This window comes from Neobacillus bataviensis LMG 21833 (assembly GCF_000307875.1).
Lineage (GTDB): Bacteria > Bacillota > Bacilli > Bacillales > Cytobacillaceae > Neobacillus > Neobacillus bataviensis.
Genome location: NZ_AJLS01000151.1, coordinates 42,331 through 61,149, shown reverse-complemented (window position 1 = coordinate 61,149; position 18,819 = coordinate 42,331). Strand labels below are relative to the sequence as shown.

The 18,819-nt window shown below is 40.2% G+C and carries 20 protein-coding genes; 19 read left to right on the top strand and 1 reads right to left on the bottom strand.

Features of this window, described 5'->3' with window-relative positions:
• Window positions 1-135 precede the first annotated feature (135 nt).
• The 10 genes from def (at window position 136) to spoVM (ending at window position 9,178) form a co-directional block, all read left to right on the top strand.
• Entirely contained in the window at window positions 136-621 is a 486-nt protein-coding gene (def, locus tag BABA_RS23655; RefSeq protein WP_007087796.1) for a peptide deformylase, read from the top strand.
• Window positions 618-1,562, top strand: coding sequence for a methionyl-tRNA formyltransferase (gene fmt / locus BABA_RS23650; RefSeq protein ID WP_007087795.1), 945 nt, complete (start codon window positions 618-620; stop codon window positions 1,560-1,562). Before def ends, fmt begins: the two co-directional genes overlap by 4 nt.
• A 1-nt stretch (window position 1,563) precedes the next feature.
• Complete coding sequence (gene rsmB / locus BABA_RS23645) at window positions 1,564-2,913, top strand: 16S rRNA (cytosine(967)-C(5))-methyltransferase RsmB (protein ID WP_007087794.1); 1,350 nt, start codon at window positions 1,564-1,566, stop codon at window positions 2,911-2,913.
• Between the two features lie 5 nt (window positions 2,914-2,918).
• Window positions 2,919-4,010 (top strand): dual-specificity RNA methyltransferase RlmN, encoded by a 1,092-nt coding sequence (rlmN, locus tag BABA_RS23640; RefSeq protein WP_007087793.1) that lies wholly within the window; start codon window positions 2,919-2,921, stop codon window positions 4,008-4,010.
• Window positions 4,011-4,015: 5 nt separating this feature from the next.
• Window positions 4,016-4,765 (top strand): Stp1/IreP family PP2C-type Ser/Thr phosphatase, encoded by a 750-nt coding sequence (locus BABA_RS23635; RefSeq protein ID WP_007087792.1) that lies wholly within the window; start codon window positions 4,016-4,018, stop codon window positions 4,763-4,765.
• Window positions 4,766-4,771: 6 nt separating this feature from the next.
• A complete protein-coding gene (gene pknB, locus BABA_RS23630) occupies window positions 4,772-6,745 on the top strand; it encodes a Stk1 family PASTA domain-containing Ser/Thr kinase (RefSeq protein WP_007087791.1) in 1,974 nt (657 codons plus the stop codon).
• Between the two features lie 32 nt (window positions 6,746-6,777).
• On the top strand, window positions 6,778-7,659 hold the full coding sequence (rsgA, locus tag BABA_RS23625; protein WP_007087790.1) for a ribosome small subunit-dependent GTPase A: 882 nt from the start codon (window positions 6,778-6,780) through the stop codon (window positions 7,657-7,659).
• Between the two features lie 2 nt (window positions 7,660-7,661).
• On the top strand, window positions 7,662-8,306 hold the full coding sequence (gene rpe / locus BABA_RS23620; RefSeq protein WP_007087789.1) for a ribulose-phosphate 3-epimerase: 645 nt from the start codon (window positions 7,662-7,664) through the stop codon (window positions 8,304-8,306).
• A 49-nt stretch (window positions 8,307-8,355) separates the two neighbouring features.
• Entirely contained in the window at window positions 8,356-9,003 is a 648-nt protein-coding gene (locus BABA_RS23615) for a thiamine diphosphokinase (RefSeq protein WP_007087788.1), read from the top strand.
• 91 nt (window positions 9,004-9,094) lie between these two features.
• Window positions 9,095-9,178, top strand: coding sequence for a stage V sporulation protein SpoVM (gene spoVM, locus BABA_RS23610; protein WP_007087787.1), 84 nt, complete (start codon window positions 9,095-9,097; stop codon window positions 9,176-9,178).
• A 153-nt stretch (window positions 9,179-9,331) separates the two neighbouring features.
• On the opposite strand, the gene rpmB is transcribed toward spoVM, so the two are convergent.
• Window positions 9,332-9,520, bottom strand: coding sequence for a 50S ribosomal protein L28 (gene rpmB / locus BABA_RS23605; RefSeq protein WP_007087786.1), 189 nt, complete (start codon window positions 9,518-9,520; stop codon window positions 9,332-9,334).
• A 407-nt stretch (window positions 9,521-9,927) separates the two neighbouring features.
• On the opposite strand from rpmB, the gene BABA_RS23600 reads away from it, so the two are divergent.
• The 9 genes from BABA_RS23600 to rnc all read left to right on the top strand — a co-directional run bounded on the left by BABA_RS23600 (window position 9,928) and on the right by rnc (window position 18,773).
• The gene (locus BABA_RS23600) at window positions 9,928-10,290 is read left to right on the top strand and encodes an Asp23/Gls24 family envelope stress response protein (protein ID WP_007087784.1); all 363 of its coding nucleotides are present in this window, start codon (window positions 9,928-9,930) and stop codon (window positions 10,288-10,290) included.
• A gap of 15 nt (window positions 10,291-10,305) precedes the next feature.
• Window positions 10,306-11,988, top strand: coding sequence for a DAK2 domain-containing protein (locus BABA_RS23595; protein WP_007087783.1), 1,683 nt, complete (start codon window positions 10,306-10,308; stop codon window positions 11,986-11,988).
• A gap of 103 nt (window positions 11,989-12,091) precedes the next feature.
• A complete protein-coding gene (gene recG, locus BABA_RS23590) occupies window positions 12,092-14,140 on the top strand; it encodes an ATP-dependent DNA helicase RecG (protein WP_007087782.1) in 2,049 nt (682 codons plus the stop codon).
• Between the two features lie 140 nt (window positions 14,141-14,280).
• Window positions 14,281-14,847, top strand: coding sequence for a transcription factor FapR (gene fapR / locus BABA_RS23585; RefSeq protein ID WP_007087781.1), 567 nt, complete (start codon window positions 14,281-14,283; stop codon window positions 14,845-14,847).
• A 12-nt stretch (window positions 14,848-14,859) separates the two neighbouring features.
• The gene (plsX, locus tag BABA_RS23580) at window positions 14,860-15,864 is read left to right on the top strand and encodes a phosphate acyltransferase PlsX (RefSeq protein WP_007087780.1); all 1,005 of its coding nucleotides are present in this window, start codon (window positions 14,860-14,862) and stop codon (window positions 15,862-15,864) included.
• A gap of 11 nt (window positions 15,865-15,875) precedes the next feature.
• Window positions 15,876-16,823: an ACP S-malonyltransferase gene (gene fabD / locus BABA_RS23575; protein ID WP_007087779.1), complete on the top strand. Its 948-nt coding sequence runs from the start codon at window positions 15,876-15,878 to the stop codon at window positions 16,821-16,823.
• A complete protein-coding gene (fabG, locus tag BABA_RS23570) occupies window positions 16,820-17,563 on the top strand; it encodes a 3-oxoacyl-[acyl-carrier-protein] reductase (RefSeq protein WP_007087778.1) in 744 nt (247 codons plus the stop codon). The genes fabD and fabG overlap by 4 nt, the downstream gene beginning before the upstream one ends.
• Window positions 17,564-17,633: 70 nt before the next feature.
• Window positions 17,634-17,867, top strand: a complete 234-nt coding sequence (gene acpP / locus BABA_RS23565) for an acyl carrier protein (RefSeq protein WP_007087777.1) — start codon at window positions 17,634-17,636, stop codon at window positions 17,865-17,867.
• Between the two features lie 165 nt (window positions 17,868-18,032).
• Window positions 18,033-18,773 carry a ribonuclease III gene (gene rnc, locus BABA_RS23560; RefSeq protein ID WP_007087776.1) on the top strand — a complete coding sequence of 247 codons (741 nt, stop codon included), beginning with the start codon at window positions 18,033-18,035 and terminating at the stop codon, window positions 18,771-18,773.
• The last annotated feature ends 46 nt before the right edge of the window (window positions 18,774-18,819 follow it).

Here is an 18,819-nt window from a genome sequence, read left to right as displayed (position 1 = left end):
CGTAGGGCGGAGAGCGAAGGACACTAGCCGCTAGGGCGCTGGAGCTGGACATTTCTCAAAGTCGAATGATATAAATTCTGATAATATTAAATAAGACCGCCTATTTACTAGAATGGCATAAACGGAGGAACAGAATTGGCGATACGCAAAATTGTCATCCACCCAGCCGACATCCTTGAACAGAAGTGCAAGGCAGTGGAGAAGTTTGATAAAAGATTAGCAAAAACACTTGATGATATGTACGATACGATGATTGAATATGATGGGGTTGGACTTGCTGCCCCGCAAATTGGGCTTGATGCTAGAATTGCGATTGTTGATATCGATGATGTTAGGGGAACAATCGAAATGATCAACCCACGGGTTATTGAAACCACGGGGGAGCAAACAGGACCGGAAGGCTGTTTAAGCTTTCCAAATCTTTTCGGTGAAGTAACAAGACCAAACTATGTGAAGATTGAAGCCTATGATCGTAAAGGCAGAAAATATTCGCTCGAGGCTGAGGGTTTTTTAGCCAGGGCAATCCAACATGAAATCGATCATCTTGACGGTATTTTATTCACGACAAAAGTATCAAGATACTTAGAGGAAGATGAGTTAAAAGGAGTAGAAAGTGAATGACGAAAATTGTTTTTATGGGAACCCCTGATTTTTCCGTACCTGTCTTACGGCAAATCATTCTTGATGGCTATGAAGTCATCGGCGTTGTCACCCAGCCTGATAGACCGGTAGGAAGAAAAAAAGTGTTAACACCACCACCCGTGAAGGTAGAGGCTTTGAAACATGGGATCCCCGTCTTTCAACCGGAAAAAATCAGTCAAGATGAAGAGCTGGAGAAAATCCTTTCCTTACATCCCGATTTAATTATTACTGCCGCATTTGGGCAAATTTTACCGAAGAAGCTGCTGGATGCACCCAAATTCGGTTGTATTAATGTACATGCATCATTGTTACCCGAACTACGCGGAGGTGCTCCGATCCATTACGCCATTATGCAAGGGAAAAAGAAAACCGGTGTCACGATCATGTATATGGTCGAAAAATTAGATGCCGGTGATATGTTAACAAGTGTGGAGGTACCGATCGCTGAAGACGATAATGTGGGTACCCTTCATGAAAAATTAAGTGCTGCAGGTTCACGTTTATTATCTGAAACCTTGCCGCCTTTATTAGCAGGTAGTCTTACTCCAAAGCCGCAAAATGGAACGGAAGCAACATTTGCGGCGAACATAAAACGGGAGCAAGAAAAAATCAACTGGACAAAAACGGGTGAAGAGATCTTTAACCATGTTCGCGGATTAAATCCTTGGCCGGTTGCTTTTACCACAATGGAGGGCACTGTAATAAAAATATGGCGAACTGAAAAGGTGACTGGGATAGAAGGACAAGAGCCTGGAACCATTACTGAAATCGACTCCGATGGCTTTACAGTAAGCACCGGTAATGAAACTTCGATAAAAATCATCGAACTTCAACCATCTGGAAAAACAAAGATGCTGGCAGAACAATTTTTACGGGGTGCGGGTTCAAAAATTTCAGTAGGCTCAAGGCTAGGAGAATAAGATGACTTCAACGAAAAATAATGTACGTGCCATCGCTATGGATACCCTCGTAACGATTGAGAAAAATCAATCGTACAGCAATTTACTGCTTAATAATGTGATTGAAAAAAATGAATTGTCCGCAATCGATGTCGGTTTACTTACAGAGTTGACATATGGGACATTACAAAGACGAATGGCACTTGACTTCTTTTTACAACCATTTATTAAAGATAATAAAAAACTGGCGAACTGGATTCACCATCTGCTAAGGATGACGCTTTATCAAATGGTTTATCTTGATCGAATTCCAGACCGGGCAGCGATCTACGAAGCGGTGGAAATTGCTAAGAGTCGCGGACATAAAGGAATTGCCAGTTTGGTAAATGGCGTGTTAAGAAACATTCAAAGAGAAGGGCTTCCATCCTTAAGTGATGTTTCTGACCCAATTGAGAGATTATCACTTGAAACAAGTCACCCTGAATGGCTTGTCACGAGATGGGTGAATCAATTTGGCTATGAAAAAACAAAAGAAATGTGTGAAATAAATTTAACAGCACCAATGCAAACAGCCAGAGTGAATCTGACAAAGATTTCTAGGGATGAATGTGTGGCGATTCTAGAAGAAGATGGGTTTCAAATCGAAAAAAGTCCCATTATTCCGGAGGCAATCAGGTCGTTAAAGGGAAATTTGGCTTCGACTATCGCTTTTAAATATGGAATGTTAACGATACAGGACGAGAGTTCGATGCTTGCCGCCTATGCATTAGGGGCTATGGAAAATGAATTTGTCCTCGATGCTTGCGCAGCCCCCGGTGGTAAAAGCACGCATATTGCTGAAAAATTGGAAAATACGGGTGAAGTAATTTCCGTTGATCTTCATCAGCACAAAGTAAAATTAATCAATGATAATGCCCGCCGATTAGGGTTATCAAATATAAAAACAAATGTATCGGATTCAAGACTTTTACAGGAAAAATTCAAGGATGAAACCTTCCATCGAATCCTCCTTGATGCACCGTGCTCCGGCCTCGGCGTAATGAGAAGGAAGCCTGATATGAAGTATACAAAGACCGAAAAGGATTTAAATCGGTTAAGTAATATTCAACAGAATCTTTTAACATCTGTTGCGCCATTATTGAAAAAAGGCGGTATTCTTGTTTATAGTACATGTACAGTAGATAAGGAAGAGAATGACAATACGGTAAAGACATTTTTAGAGAACAATCCGGAGTTCGAAGGGGATTTATCATTCAAAAACCGGATGCCTGAGGCTGTTCAGCCCTTAATTACCGGCTTTGAGCTCCAAATATTCCCTCAGGATTTTGGGTCAGATGGATTCTATATTGCAGCTTTAAGAAAGAAGGTATAACTATTTTGGAACAATTAAATACAACTGAGATGAACACAACCATGGACATTAAGAAAAAATCAATCTACTCACTCGAACTTCACGAATTAATGGATTGGTTATCAGAGAATGGAGAAAAGCCATTCCGTGCAGAACAAATTTTCGATTGGCTTTATAAAAAAAGAATCACATCTTTCGAGGACATGAGCAATATAGCGAAGGGCTTGCGGGATAAGCTATCAAATCAGTTTCAATTCACGACCTTAAATACAGCCATCCAACAAACATCCTCCGATGGTACGATTAAATTTTTATTTGAGCTTCAAGATGGCTACTCAATTGAAACAGTGCTCATGCGTCATGATTATGGAAACTCCGTTTGTGTCACAACGCAGGTTGGCTGCCGGATTGGCTGCACATTTTGCGCCTCAACACTCGGCGGGTTAAAAAGACATTTAGAGGCGGGAGAAATTGTCGCCCAAGTGGTGAAAGTTCAGCAGGCGCTTGATGAAACACAAGAACGGGTTGACTCCGTGGTGATCATGGGGATTGGTGAGCCATTCGATAACTATGACAACATGTTATCCTTTTTGAAAATCATCAATCATGACAAAGCACTGAATATTGGTGCTCGCCATATTACTGTATCGACAAGCGGTATTGTCCCAAAAATTTACCAATTCGCGGATGAAAATACACAAATAAATTTTGCCATTTCCTTGCACGCTCCAAATACGGAATTACGTTCAAAATTAATGCCCATTAACAAAGCCTATAAACTTGATGACTTAATGAAGGCAGTGCGATATTATATCGATAAGACAGGTCGAAGAATTAGCTTTGAATATGGTCTATTTGGTGGTGTAAATGATTCAACTGATCATGCGGAGGAATTAGCGGATCTATTAAAAGGAATTAAATGTCATGTGAATTTAATTCCGGTAAACTATGTTCCTGAGAGAGATTATGTACGTACACCAAAAGAGAAAATTTTTGCATTCGAAAAAACATTGAAAAAACGTGGGATTAATGTGACAATTCGCCGTGAGCAGGGTCATGATATTGATGCAGCATGTGGACAACTTCGTGCGAAGGAGCGAAAAGAGGAGACGAGGTGACGAGAGTGAAGGCTGTTTATAAAACAGATCAAGGTAGAGTACGGCAAAATAATGAGGACAGCGGTGGAACGTTTGTCAACAAGGACGGTCACCGCCTAGCCATCGTAGCTGATGGTATGGGCGGTCACAGAGCCGGTGATGTGGCAAGTAAAATGAGCGTTGCCCACTTGCAAGAATCGTGGGAGCAAACCGAAGGTATAAAAACAGCGGACGATGCTGAAAAATGGCTTAGAACACATATTATTGAAGTGAATCAATTGGTATTTGACCATGCAAATAACCATGAAGAATGTGATGGGATGGGGACAACCATTGAGGCGGTGATTGCAACCAATCAATTTGCTACAATTGCTCATGTTGGTGACAGCCGTTGTTATATTTTCAATGATAGTGGGTTTCAGCAGCTTACTGAAGATCATACACTTGTAAATGAATTAGTACGTACAGGGCAAATAACAAAAGAAGACGCTGAGCATCACCCACGAAAAAATGTGATTTTGCGTGCAATCGGCACAGAACAAGATGTAAAAATTGATACAAAAACGATCATTTTTGAGGAAGGAGATATCCTTCTATTATGTTCTGATGGATTGTCGAATAAGGTGAAAGAAGATCAGATGATTTCTATTCTGCATTCGGAAGACACCCTGGAACAAAAGGCTTTATCACTGATTAACAGAGCAAATGAAAATGGTGGAGAAGACAACATCACCCTTATCATACTAGAGTTTGATGATAATAGTGAAAGAGGGTGAAGATAAATGTTGATTGGGAAAAGAATTAGCGGTCGCTATAAAATATTGGAAATGATTGGCGGGGGTGGCATGGCGAATGTCTACTTAGCCCATGATATGATTCTTGACCGCGATGTAGCAGTAAAAATGCTGCGCCTTGATTTCGCAAATGATGAGGAATTCATCCGCAGATTCCGCCGGGAAGCACAATCAGCGACAAGTCTTACCCATCCAAATATAGTTAATATTTATGATGTTGGCGAAGAAAATGATCTATATTATATAGTGATGGAATTTGTTGATGGACAGACTCTTAAACAATACATACAGCAAAATTCACCTATAAGGGTGGAAGATACAATTAGAATTATGAGACAGCTTACATCAGCAATTTCTCATGCCCATCAAAACCATATTATCCATCGTGATATTAAACCACATAATATTTTGGTTGATCATGATGGTAAGGTAAAAATCACAGATTTCGGTATTGCCATGGCGCTAAGTGCGACGAGCATTACACAAACCAATTCCGTTCTAGGTTCTGTCCATTATTTATCACCGGAACAAGCAAGGGGCGGGATGGCAAATAGGAAGTCTGATATTTATTCATTGGGGATTGTGATGTTTGAGCTATTGACGGGCAGGCTTCCGTTTTCGGGGGAGTCAGCGGTTTCGATTGCTTTAAAGCATCTCCAATCAGAAACTCCATCGGTAAGAAGATGGAACCCGAACATACCTCAAAGTGTTGAAAATATTGTCTTAAAGGCAACCGCTAAGGATCCATTTCATCGCTATAACAGTGTTGAAGAAATGGAAGAGGATTTACAAACAGCACTAGATTTGGAGAGGATGGACGAACCGAAGTTTGCGATTCCTATTGATAATGAAGCCACTAAGGCAATCCCGGTTATAACCGATCACCATCCGTTAAAAAATTTAGATGAAACATTAGTCCATAGTACCGATAAACCTTCGACTAACCTGAAAGACGATGGAAAAAAAGGAAATAATAATAATAAAAAAAGAAAAAAGTGGCCGATGGTCTTACTATCTACCTTCTTCGTTCTTGTCATTCTTGGAATATTATCTTTTCTATTTTTACCTGGAATGCTGACTCCAAAGGAAGTAAAAATACCGGATATAAGCGGTATGAATGTCGATGATGCCATTTCTAAACTAAGGCTAAAAGGATTAGCTGCCGGTAAACAAGTTGAAATAACCGATGAAAAGGTTAAAGCGGGAAAAGTGATCAAAACAATTCCTGAAATAGGCAGTATGGTAAAAGAAAATGCAAAAATTACCTTATACGTCAGTTCAGGAAAAGAAAAATATGAACTATCTGATTATGTGGGGAGACAATATGAAGATGTCATTCGTCTGCTTGACAATCAGAATTTTAAAGATATAAAGAAAACAGAGAAGAATGATGATAGTGAGCCGGGGACGATTATCAGTCAAAATCCATCGGGTGGAAATAAAGTGGTCCCTGAAGAGACCGTCTTAGAGTTTGAAGTTAGCAAAGGGCCAGAAAAAATTGTCTTAAAGGATTTAACACAATACAGTTTAAAAGGTGCACAAGATTATGCATCATTGGTCGGATTGAACCTGGTGGTTGCTGAAGAGAAATTTGATGAAAAGATTCCTGACAATATGATTATTTCGCAAACACCTGTTACGGGAACGGAATTGGTAAAGGGGGATAAGGTGACTGTTGTTATCTCAAAAGGTCAAGAACCGCCTAAAAAATTCAGCAGGGAGATAACCATTCCTTATAAACCAATTATGACCGGTGAACCTGGTCAGAAACAAGAAGTAATCATCTATATTGAGGATATGAATCATAGCATGACAGAACCGGCTGAAACATTTACGATTACGGAAAATACCAATAGAAAAATTGAACTCCTGATTCCATATGGAAAAAAAGCCGGTTATAGAGTTATGGTTGGGAACGATACTATTGCCCAAGAGGTAATTAATTATGACGATGCTGAATAAAGAAAATTCACCGAATGGCAAGGAGTGTGGCTATGCCTGAAGGAAAAATTGTCAAGGCGCTAAGCGGTTTTTATTATGTTCTTCAAGATGAGAACTTAATCCAATGTCGAGGAAGAGGCGTTTTTCGAAAAAACAAAATCACGCCGCTTGTAGGTGACGAGGTCGTATTCCAAGCTGAAAATAATCTGGAAGGGTATATTTTAGAAGTGAAAGAACGAAAAAATGAGCTAATCCGGCCGCCAATCGCAAATGTAGATCAGGCCATTCTTGTTTTTTCAGCTGTAGAGCCAGACTTCAGCACGGTTTTATTGGATCGTTTTCTTGTATTGGTTGAATTTAATCACATTGAACCACTAATCTGTATTACCAAGATGGATCTTACGAATCAAGATCAAAAGAAACAGATTTCAGAATATGCTGAGCAATATAAAAGGGCAGGCTATGAGGTAATTCTGACGTCATCTGAAACCGAAGCAGGAATTGAACTATTAAATCCACATATAGAAAATAAAATATCGGTCTTTGCCGGCCAATCAGGTGTAGGGAAATCCTCTTTACTAAATGTATTAAGACCTGACCTTGAACTTAAAACAAATGGTATTTCTTCCCACCTGGGCAGAGGAAAGCATACGACAAGACATGTGGAGCTTATTAGGATTGGAAATGGATTGATTGCGGATACACCAGGCTTTAGCTCATTAGAGTTCACAAACATCGATGCTGAAGATTTAACGTATTGTTTTCCTGAATTGCAAAAAGCAAGTGAAAATTGTAAATTTAGGGGCTGCTTACATGTGACTGAACCAAAATGCGGTGTGAAGCCAGCGGTTGAATCAGGTGAAATCCCCGCATATCGTTATGAACATTATTTGGATTTCCTGCAGGAAATTAAAGATAGAAAGCCGAGGTATTAACAATGGTAAAAATAGCACCTTCCATACTTTCAGCCGATTTTTCAAAATTGGGGGAAGAGATTATAGCTGTAGAAAAAGGGGGAGCTGACTACATTCATATTGATGTCATGGATGGTCATTTTGTACCGAATATCACGATTGGTCCGCTTATTGTTGAGGCGATTCGTCCAATCACGAAGCTTCCGCTGGACGTGCACTTGATGATTGAAAATCCTGATCAATATTTCGAGGCATTTGCAAAGGCTGGTGCTGATTATATTACTGTTCATGTGGAAGCATGCCGACACCTGCACCGTACCATCCAAAATATCAAATCTTTTGGAATTAAGGCTGGCGTAGTATTAAACCCGGCCACTCCAGTAGAAACTATCCAACATGTAATCGGTGATATTGATATGGTGTTATTAATGTCTGTCAATCCCGGTTTTGGCGGTCAGAAGTTTATTCCTGAAGTTCTGCCGAAAATAAGAAAAGTAAAAGACATGGCGGATCAAAAGGGATTTGCTATTGAGATTGAAATTGATGGCGGTGTAAATCCGGAAACTGCGAAACAATGCATTGATGCTGGTGCAAATGTACTCGTTGCAGGCTCAGCTATTTATAATCAACCGGATTATGGAAAAGCCATTTCACTAATTAGAGGGTAAAGCCGGCTATAATAGCTGGCTTTTTCTTTATCAAAAAGGAGTATGTCCGATGATAATAAATATACTTGCCGGAGGGCCGGTAGAATTACTGCCTGATTTGACTGATTATGCTGCGGACAACACTATTTGGGTTGGTGTTGACCGTGGTGTATTTCATCTTTTAAAAAGAAATATAAAACCAGAGATTGCATTTGGTGATTTCGATTCGGTTTCAACTGAAGAATTACTGTTCATTGAAGGACAAGTGGCAGAGATGAAGCGCTATAATCCAGAAAAGAATGAAACGGATATGGAGCTTGCGCTAAATTGGGCATTGGAGCAGAAACCGAGCATGATCAGACTATTTGGAGCAACCGGCGGCAGACTTGATCATTTATTGGCAAATGTACACCTTTTGCTCGTTCCGTTAAAAGGAAAGAATTCGACTAATGTCTATTTGATTGATCGAAATAATATTGTTTTTTTGAAGGAACCAGGCAGTTATACCATTGAAAAAATAAAAACAAAAAAATATATTTCATTTGTGCCTTTAACCCTTGATGTCAGCGGAATTACCCTGAAGGGGTTTAAATTCCCCTTGGAAAATCAGCATATTTCACTTGGGTCGACACTGTGTATTAGTAATGAACTTATTAGTGATTATGGTACTTTTTCATTTTCCGAAGGCATATTAATAGTGATAAGAAGTCACGATTAATAGGCATGACTTTTAGGTACTGATTTCGTCAGTTCGAATAAAATGTAGAGTAATTTGAATAAGCAGGGGAGATTTGTGAGGAGGGACAGTTATGAAATTTTATACAATTAAACTGCCAAGATTTTTAGGCGGACTTGTCCGAGCGATGATTGGTGCATTTAAGAAAAACGAATAGAAGATAGTAAGATGCTTGCACCCATTCCATTTGGGTGCTTTTTATTTGACTGATTTAGCGAATAATAAAAAGAAAAGACATCCTTTATAAAGGATGCCCATTTCTTATTGTCTAGCGCAAGCAGCCTGATCAAGGCTCCTTCCACTTTTCTAATTATACGCGCTCAACTTTACCGGATCTTAACGCTCTTGCAGAAACCCAAACACGCTTAGGCTTTCCATCAACAAGAATACGTACTTTTTGTAGGTTAGCACCCCATGTACGTTTATTAGCGTTCATAGCGTGAGAACGTGCGTTACCAGTTGTTGTTTTCTTTCCAGTTACTACACATTTACGTGGCATAATGATTTCCCTCCTTAACTACCAAAAGCTGTATAAAGCACTCTTTTAAGCTGCTTCATCTGGATATAGAAAATTGTCTGTACTAATTTTCTAGACTTGAGATACTTTAATAATTTATCATACAACGTATCTGAATGCAATACTTCTATCTAAACCTTTCAAGAAAAAAGCCTTGACAAGCAAGAAAAGCGCAAGCGACTTGGTTAGCCCTGACAAGCACAAGACGAGCCGGCCGAAAGGTTGCTTTTTAACCTTTTGGACGGATTGGTTTGTGACCTCGAAGGGCTAGGAGCTGGAGCTGGACATTTCTCGAAGTCGAAAAAATTAAGGTATGACTTTCAAAATTGGATTGACTATAGTAAAATGACTGTAGTCAAGGAGCAATTTTTCAAGAGGGGGAACGATTCATGTCCATTGAATTAAAAACACAGTACGGACAAATTGATATTTCAAACGAAGTAATTGCAACGATTGCCGGAGGAGCCGCAATCGAATGTTATGGAATCGTGGGAATGGCCTCTAAGAACCAGATTAAAGATGGAATTACAGAAATATTGAGAAAAGAAAACTTTACTCGAGGCGTGATTGTGCGCCAGGAAAATGAGGCATTACATATCGATATGTACATTATTGTCAGCTATGGAACGAAAATTTCCGAAATTGCCCACAACGTGCAATCAAAGGTTAAATACACCCTCGATAAGACAGTTGGACTTGCCGTTGACTCGGTTAATATTTACGTTCAGGGAGTTCGTGTGACGAACCCGTAGTGAGGAGGAAAGTTTGTGTCAATAACAGCATTAGATGGAAAACGTTTTGCGGAAATGATCATTCAAGGTGCCAATCATTTGGCGGCAAATGCAAAAATGGTTGATGCGTTAAACGTTTTTCCTGTGCCCGACGGTGATACTGGAACAAATATGAATTTATCAATGACCTCTGGAGCGAAGGAAGTAAAGAATAACGTTCAGGAACACATTGGTAAAGTAGGGATAGCCCTGTCTAAAGGCTTACTTATGGGAGCACGCGGAAATTCAGGGGTTATTCTCTCCCAGTTATTCCGCGGCTTTTCTAAAGCAGTCGAAGCGAAAGCGAAAATTTCCGGGAAGGATTTTGCCGGAGCCTTAGAAGCAGGAGTAGAAACTGCTTATAAAGCGGTCATGAAGCCTGTCGAAGGAACCATCTTAACAGTAGCAAAGGATTCTGCTAAGAAGGGCGTTCAGGCTGCCCAAAATTCAGATGATGTAATCGTCATAATGGAAGAAGTAGTAAAAGAAGCGAAAGCATCGCTCAAACGAACACCTGACCTCCTTCCTGTTTTAAAGGAAGTCGGCGTTGTTGATAGCGGCGGGCAAGGGCTCGTGTTCGTTTATGAGGGTTTTCTTGCCGTTCTTAGAGGTGAGGAGCTCCCGGAATCATCAGACCTGCTACCTTCCATGTCAGAAATGGTTAGCGCTGAACACCATAAAAGTGTCCAAGGTCATATCAATACCGAGGATATTGTATTTGGCTATTGTACAGAATTTATGGTGCGGTTTGAGGCAGAAAAAACTGCAAAACACCCATTCAATGAAGGTGTTTTCCGGAATGATTTAAGTAATTTAGGTGATTCGTTATTAGTTATTGCCGATGAAGATGTGGTCAAGGTTCATATTCATTCCGAACAGCCGGGTGAAGTATTATCCTACGGTCAGCGTTACGGTAACTTAATTAATATGAAGATTGAAAACATGCGCCAGCAGCATTCAAATATTGTTGGTGAAACCCATACTGCTTTACATTCTGATCGTCCCGAGGCACCAAAGGAACTGCAAGAATATGGAATTGTCACGGTTTCCATGGGTTCTGGCATTGCAGATTTATTTAAGAGCATTGGGGCAAATGCTGTTATCGAAGGCGGTCAAACAATGAATCCAAGTACTGAAGACATCGTAAAAGCAGTTAAGGAAGTTCATGCGAAAAAGGTATTTATTTTACCAAATAATAAAAACATTATTATGGCTGCAGAACAGGCTAAAGATGTGGCAGATGAAGAGATTTATGTGATTCCGTCTAAAACGGTTCCGCAAGGACTCTCTGCACTGCTTGCATTTAATCCTACAGCCGATCTTGGCGTAAATGAAACGGCAATGAAGGATGCCCTGCAGCATGTGAAAACCGGTCAAATCACCTTTGCTGTCCGCGATACCTCAATCGATGGCTTAGAAATCGAAAAAGATGATTTCATGGGAATCTCCGAGGGGAAAATCGTGGTGAAAAATAAAGATAAAGGGAAAGTGGCGGAAGATCTTTTAACACAAATGCTTGATACTGATTCCGAAATCTTAACCATCATCTATGGTGAAGACGTGACCGAAGAGGAAGTAAAGAATCTTGTTCATTTTGTGGAAGAAAATCATGAAGATGTAGAAATTGAAATTCATAATGGCGGCCAGCCGTTATATTCATTTATCTTTTCAATTGAATAAGGAACGGCTAAAATAGAAGGGGGACTTTTGGGTCATCCCCTTCTTTTTTGTTCTTATACATGAAATAAATATCATAGAATATTTTGCAAAGGGAGAGAGAAGTGTGTTCGATCATCTAAACCATTCTGTAACGGCATTAAAGGGAATTGGGGAAGAAACGGCTGAAGCCCTTGCAGAAATGAAAATCTTTACGGTTCAGGATTTATTGGAATATTTCCCTTACCGTTATGAAGACTATTCGCTAAAGGATTTAACAGAAGTACAGCATGATGAAAAGGTGACGGTAGAGGGGAAGGTACATAGCGACCCTTCTCTTACCTATTATGGAAGGAAGAAATCGAAGCTGATGCTCCGGCTTTTCGTAGGATCCTATTTAATTAAAGTGGTATTCTTTAACCAGCCATATTTAAAAAATAAAATCAATATCAATGAAACGATCACGGTAACAGGTAAATGGGATGCCCATCGCCAAACGATTTCAGCGAATGAAATGCAAACGGGTACGAATGCGAAAACAAAAGATTTTGAACCGGTATATTCGTTAAAGGGAAAAATAACGACTAAGGGAATGCGGAAGTTTATTCATCTTGCTTTTCAGCAGTATGGTCAATTCATTGAAGAGACGCTTCCGGTAACTTTTATACAGAAATATCGACTTTTAAACCGATATGAGGCCATCAAAACCATGCATTTTCCAATCAGCCCAGAAGAAGTGAAACAGGCGAGACGGCGTTTTGTCTATGAGGAATTCCTCTTGTTTCAATTAAAAATGCAAGCATTACGGAAATTTGAACGAGAGCATTCCCCTGGCATCATACAAAAATACGATTTGGCTAATTTAAAAGAGTTTATAGACAGTTTACCCTTTCCGTTAACGAATGCCCAAAAAAGGGTTGTAAATGAGGTATTGGCGGAATTAAAATCGCCTTACCGCATGAATCGGCTATTGCAAGGTGATGTGGGTTCCGGGAAAACGGTAGTTGCCGCAATTGGCTTGTATGCAAGTGTGACAGCAGGCTTCCAAGGGGCTCTTATGGTTCCTACTGAAATTTTGGCTGAGCAGCATGCAGAATCATTAAAAGGTTTATTAGAACCATTTAATGTAAAATGCGAGCTTTTAACAAGTTCCATAAAAGGGAAACGGAGACGAGAAATCCTTCAAGACCTAGCAGATGGAATGGTAGATATCTTAATTGGTACACATGCCCTTATTCAAGAAGAAGTAATGTTTAAAAAACTCGGTTTTGTTATTACTGATGAACAACATCGCTTCGGAGTGGAGCAGCGAAGGGTTTTACGGGAAAAGGGAGAAAATCCAGATGTCCTGTTTATGACGGCAACACCGATTCCGAGGACACTGGCGATTACAGTCTTTGGGGAAATGGATGTCTCGATTATTGACGAGATGCCGGCAGGCAGGAAATCCATTGAGACTTACTGGGCCAAACCGGAAATGCTGGAGCGCGTTCTTGCCTTTGTTGAAAAAGAATTAATGAAAGGGCATCAAGCGTATGTCATTTGCCCGTTAATTGAGGAGTCCGAGAAACTCGATGTGCAAAATGCTATTGATGTTCATACAACATTAAGCCACTATTTTCAAAACCGGTATCAAGTGGGGCTTATGCATGGCCGCTTAGCTTCAGAAGAAAAGGATACAGTCATGAAGGCATTTAGCACCAATGAAGTGCAGGTGCTTGTTTCCACAACTGTTGTGGAAGTAGGAGTGAATGTTCCAAATGCAACGATGATGGTGATTTATGATGCCGAACGGTTCGGATTATCCCAGCTGCATCAGCTGCGGGGACGTGTCGGTCGTGGGAGCGATCAATCATACTGCATTTTACTGGCAAGTCCAAAATCAGAAGTTGGTCAAGAGCGAATGAGGATTATGACAGAAACAAACGATGGCTTTGTTCTAAGTGAAAAGGATCTGGAACTAAGGGGGCCGGGCGACTTTTTTGGAAAAAAACAAAGCGGTGTTCCCGAATTTAAGGTTGCTGATATGGTTCATGATTATCGTGCGCTTGAAACAGCGAGGAATGACGCTGCCATGTTGATTCAGTCGGAAACCTTTTGGACTGCCCCTGAATACCTAAATTTAAGAAAAACCCTTGAAAAATCTGGTGTTTTAGAAGGGGAAAAGCTGGACTAAACGACCAAAAACATTTTTTAAAAGAATACTATGCAAGAAAAGCAGATTGCAGATGTCGAAATTTATCTTGCAATCTGCTTTTTTAAATTTTATACTACTCTTAGTACCTAGTCATAAGATCTCGGACGGTGTGAAAAATCATGAGAAGAAGTAAAAAGGAACGTCAACGCCTATTAACTACTACCATTAAAGATAATCCCTTTATAACAGACGAGGATCTTGCGGGGAAATTTCAGGTGAGTGTCCAGACGATTCGTCTTGATCGTTTGGAATTATCGATTCCGGAACTCCGGGAACGGATCAAAACTGTCGCAGAAAAACGTTTTGAAGATGAAGTCCGCTCATTACCGCTTGATGAAGTTATTGGGGAAATAATTGATATAGAATTAGACCAGAGTGCCATTTCCATTTTTGATGTAAAAGAAGAACATGTCTTTAAGCGAAATAAAATTGCCAGGGGTCATCATGTATTTGCTCAGGCGAATTCACTTGCAGTAGCCATTATTAATGATGAATTGGCACTAACAGCAAAAGCAAATATCCAATTTATTCGTTCGGTCAAATTAAATGAGCGGGTTATTGCGAAAGCAAGAGTAACAAAAATCGATGATAATGCCAGCAGAACATTTGTCGAAGTGAGTAGTTTCGTGAATAATGAACTTGTTTTTACCGGAGAATTGGAAATGTACCATTCGAAAAATCGCTAAAGGATGAGATGAATGAAACTTGCAATCGATGCTATGGGTGGAGACAATGCTCCTAAGGAAATCGTATTAGGTGCAATGAAAGCTGTTCGGGCTTTTTCTGATATACATATTACACTTGTTGGGGACGAAAATAAAATTAATGAAACGCTAACAAGTCATGATAGAATTACAGTTTTACATACAACGGAAGTGATTCTTGGTACTGACGAACCTGTAAAGGCAGTTCGCCGCAAAAAAACGGCTTCAATGGTTTTAGCAGCACAGCAAGTAGCAGATGGAGCAGCTGATGCTTGTATCTCTGCCGGGAATACAGGGGCATTAATGGCTGCGGGACTATTCGTGGTTGGAAGAATTGAAGGAATCGACCGGCCTGCGTTAGCACCAACACTGCCGACCATTGGCGGGGAAGGATTTCTGCTTTTGGATGTTGGCGCAAATGCAGATGCAAAGCCGGAACATCTTCTGCAAAATGCCATTATGGGTTCCATTTACAGTAAACAGGTTAGAGGGATTGAAAGGCCGAGAGTGGGACTTTTAAATATTGGAACGGAAGAAAAGAAAGGGAACGAATTAACCAGAAACGCCTTTGAACTATTAAAAACTGCCGATATAAATTTTATTGGCAATGTGGAAGCAAGAGACTTGCTTGAAGGTGTTGCAGATGTTGTCGTAACCGATGGATTTACAGGAAATATGGTGTTAAAAACAATCGAAGGTACGGCACTGTCGATGTTTAAAATGTTAAAAACCGCTTTAATGAGCAGTTTTACAAGTAAATTAGCTGCGGCCGTACTGAAGCCGAATCTAATGACATTGAAAAATACGATGGACTACTCTGAATATGGTGGGGCTGCCCTATTCGGGTTAAAGGCACCGGTTATTAAAGCACATGGCTCATCCAATGGGCAATCCATCTATAGTGCTATCAGACAAACAAGAGAAATGGTAAGTAATGATGTTGTAGGTTTAATTACACATACCGTTGAAGACGCTAATACTGTTAATATGGAACGTTAAGGGGTGTAACAATGAATAAAATTGCATTTGTGTTTCCTGGACAAGGTTCACAGGCTGTAGGGATGGGTAAGGACATAGCTGAGAAACACGCAGAAGTAATGGAATACTTTGTTAAGGCTGATAAGAGGCTAGAGATCCCGTTAAGTCAGCTAATCTTTGAAGGGCCAAAAGAAGAATTGACGGTAACTTATAATACACAGCCTGCTTTATTAACAACAAGTATCGCGCTATTAGATTTCTTTCAAAAATCAGGGATCAAAGCCGACTTTGTCGCGGGCCATAGTTTAGGGGAATATACAGCCCTTGTGGCAGCAGGTGTAATCTCGTTTGAAGATGGCGTATATGCCGTAAGAAAACGGGGAGAGTTTATGGAAAACGCCGTTCCGAATGGTGAAGGTTCAATGGCAGCTGTCTTAGGACTTGACCGTGACCCTCTTTTGACGGTAACCAATGAAGTTAGTGAATCCGGTTTTCCGGTATCTTTAGCGAATTTGAACTCTCCAGGGCAAATTGTCATTTCTGGTTCGAGAAAAGGAGTCGAGCTAGCGGGGGCAAAGGCGAAAGAAGCTGGTGCAAAAAGAGTTCTGCCATTAGATGTAAGCGGACCTTTTCACTCGACATTAATGCGACCTGCAGCAGAACAATTGCTTGGGGTACTGGATGGACTGGAAATGAACGATGCTGCTATTCCTGTCGTTATAAATGTTACTGCCGAACCCGTAAGCTCTGCGTCGGAAATCAAGGACAAGTTAATTGAACAACTTTACTCCCCCGTATTATGGGAAGATTCCGTCATGAAAATGATTGCCCTAGGTGTGGATACATTCATTGAAATTGGTCCGGGAAAAGTTCTTTCAGGCTTAATTAAAAAAATTGATAAGACGGTTAAAATATATTCGGTATCTGATGAGGAAAGCGCACAGGCAGTCATTGATGCGTTAAAGGAGGAGAAGATATGAATTTAGTTGGGAAAGCTGCCCTTGTAACAGGTGCATCTCGAGGAATTGGCAGAGAAATCGCCCACGAACTTGCCAGACAAGGTGCAAATGTAGCCGTTAATTTCTCAGGCAGTGAAGCGAAAGCAAATGAAGTAGTTGATGAAATAAAGGCACTTGGCAGGGATGCAATTGCCATAAAATGTAATGTGGCAAATACCGAAGAGGTAACAGAAATGGTAAAGGCTGCAATTGAACAGTTCGGTAAGCTTGACATTCTCGTCAATAACGCGGGAATTACAAGGGATAATTTGTTAATGAGGATGAAGGAAGAAGAATGGGATGATGTCCTTAACATTAACCTAAAAGGCGTTTTCCTTTGTACCAAAGCAGTTACTAGGCAGATGATGAAACAGCGGGTGGGTCGAATTATTAATATTGCTTCCATTGTTGGGGTAAGTGGAAACCCGGGGCAAGCAAACTACGTGGCTGCTAAGGCGGGTGTAATTGGTTTAACTAAAACCACTGCTAAAGAGTTAGCGTCGAGAAATATTACGGTTAATGCGATTGCTCCAGGTTTCATTACGACAGATATGACGGATAAATTATCTGCTGAAGTAAAGGCAGAAATGTTAAAGCAAATTCCTTTGGCACGTTTAGGAGAACCTAAGGATATCGCAAAAATGACGGCATTTCTTGCTTCCGATGATGCATCCTATATCACAGGGCAGACTCTACACATCGATGGCGGTATGGTAATGTAATTGTAATAAAAAACATGGTATATTATTTTTTTGAAATACTCTATAATAGCTTGAGGGGAGGTGAACAGGCATGGCAGAGGTATTAGAACGTGTTACAAAAATCATCGTTGACCGCTTAGGCGTTGATGAATCTCAAGTTAAGCTTGAAGCTTCATTTAAAGATGATCTTGGCGCTGATTCCCTTGACGTAGTTGAACTAGTGATGGAATTAGAAGATGAGTTCGATATGGAGATTTCTGACGATGATGCTGAAAAAATCAACACAGTTGGTGATGCTGTTAATTACATAAATAGCATTAAGTAATCTCGTTTGAATAATTCGTAAAGCTCCGTTTCCAAACGGAGCTTTATTCTGTAAAATAGAACTTGGCAGCTCTTTAGGTGCTGCCAAGTTTCTTTGCGTATTTAAAGAAACTTTTTTAAACATTTAGTTGGGAAGTTGGTAAATTACATGCAAGGTGGAGACTTTATGCGCAGGAACAATAAGGAAAAAGAGTTTAATAATCGCGCAAAAGAAAATCTTTTTAAAGATTTTCAGGATACTATCGGATTTAAGATTGATAATGAAAAATTATTAAAACAAGCCTTTACTCATTCATCCTATGTGAATGAGCATCGCAGAAAGCCTTTCGAAGATAATGAAAGACTTGAGTTTTTAGGAGATGCTGTCCTCGAACTTACGGTTTCCCAATTCCTCTTCAAAAAATATCCTATGATGACTGAAGGCGAATTGACGAAATTACGTGCCGCTATCGTTTGTGAGCCATCTCTTGTAGCTTTTGCCAATGAGCTCGAATTTGGGAAACTTATTTTGCTTGGCAAAGGCGAGGAAATGACGGGAGGCCGGGAGCGTCCAGCTTTACTTGCCGACGTTTTTGAGGCATACATTGGGGCTTTATATTTGGATCAGGGAATTGAAAAAGTGATTGAATTTCTTGAAAAAGTTGTCTTTCCTAAAATAAATGCTGGTGCTTTTTCTCATGTGATGGATTTTAAAAGCCAATTGCAGGAACTCATTCAACGGGATGGGACCGGCATGATTGAATATCGTGTACTGCAGGAAAAAGGCCCTGCCCATAATAAGGAATTTGTTTCAAAGGTATCCTTAAATGGTGAAGAATTAGGGGTTGGAACAGGAAAGTCCAAGAAAGAAGCGGAACAGCATGCTGCTCAAATGGCACTTGGCGTATTAAAAGCAAAGACAACCTAGAAATGACAAATGTATGCAGGAGAAATCCCGATGCAACATAGGGAGG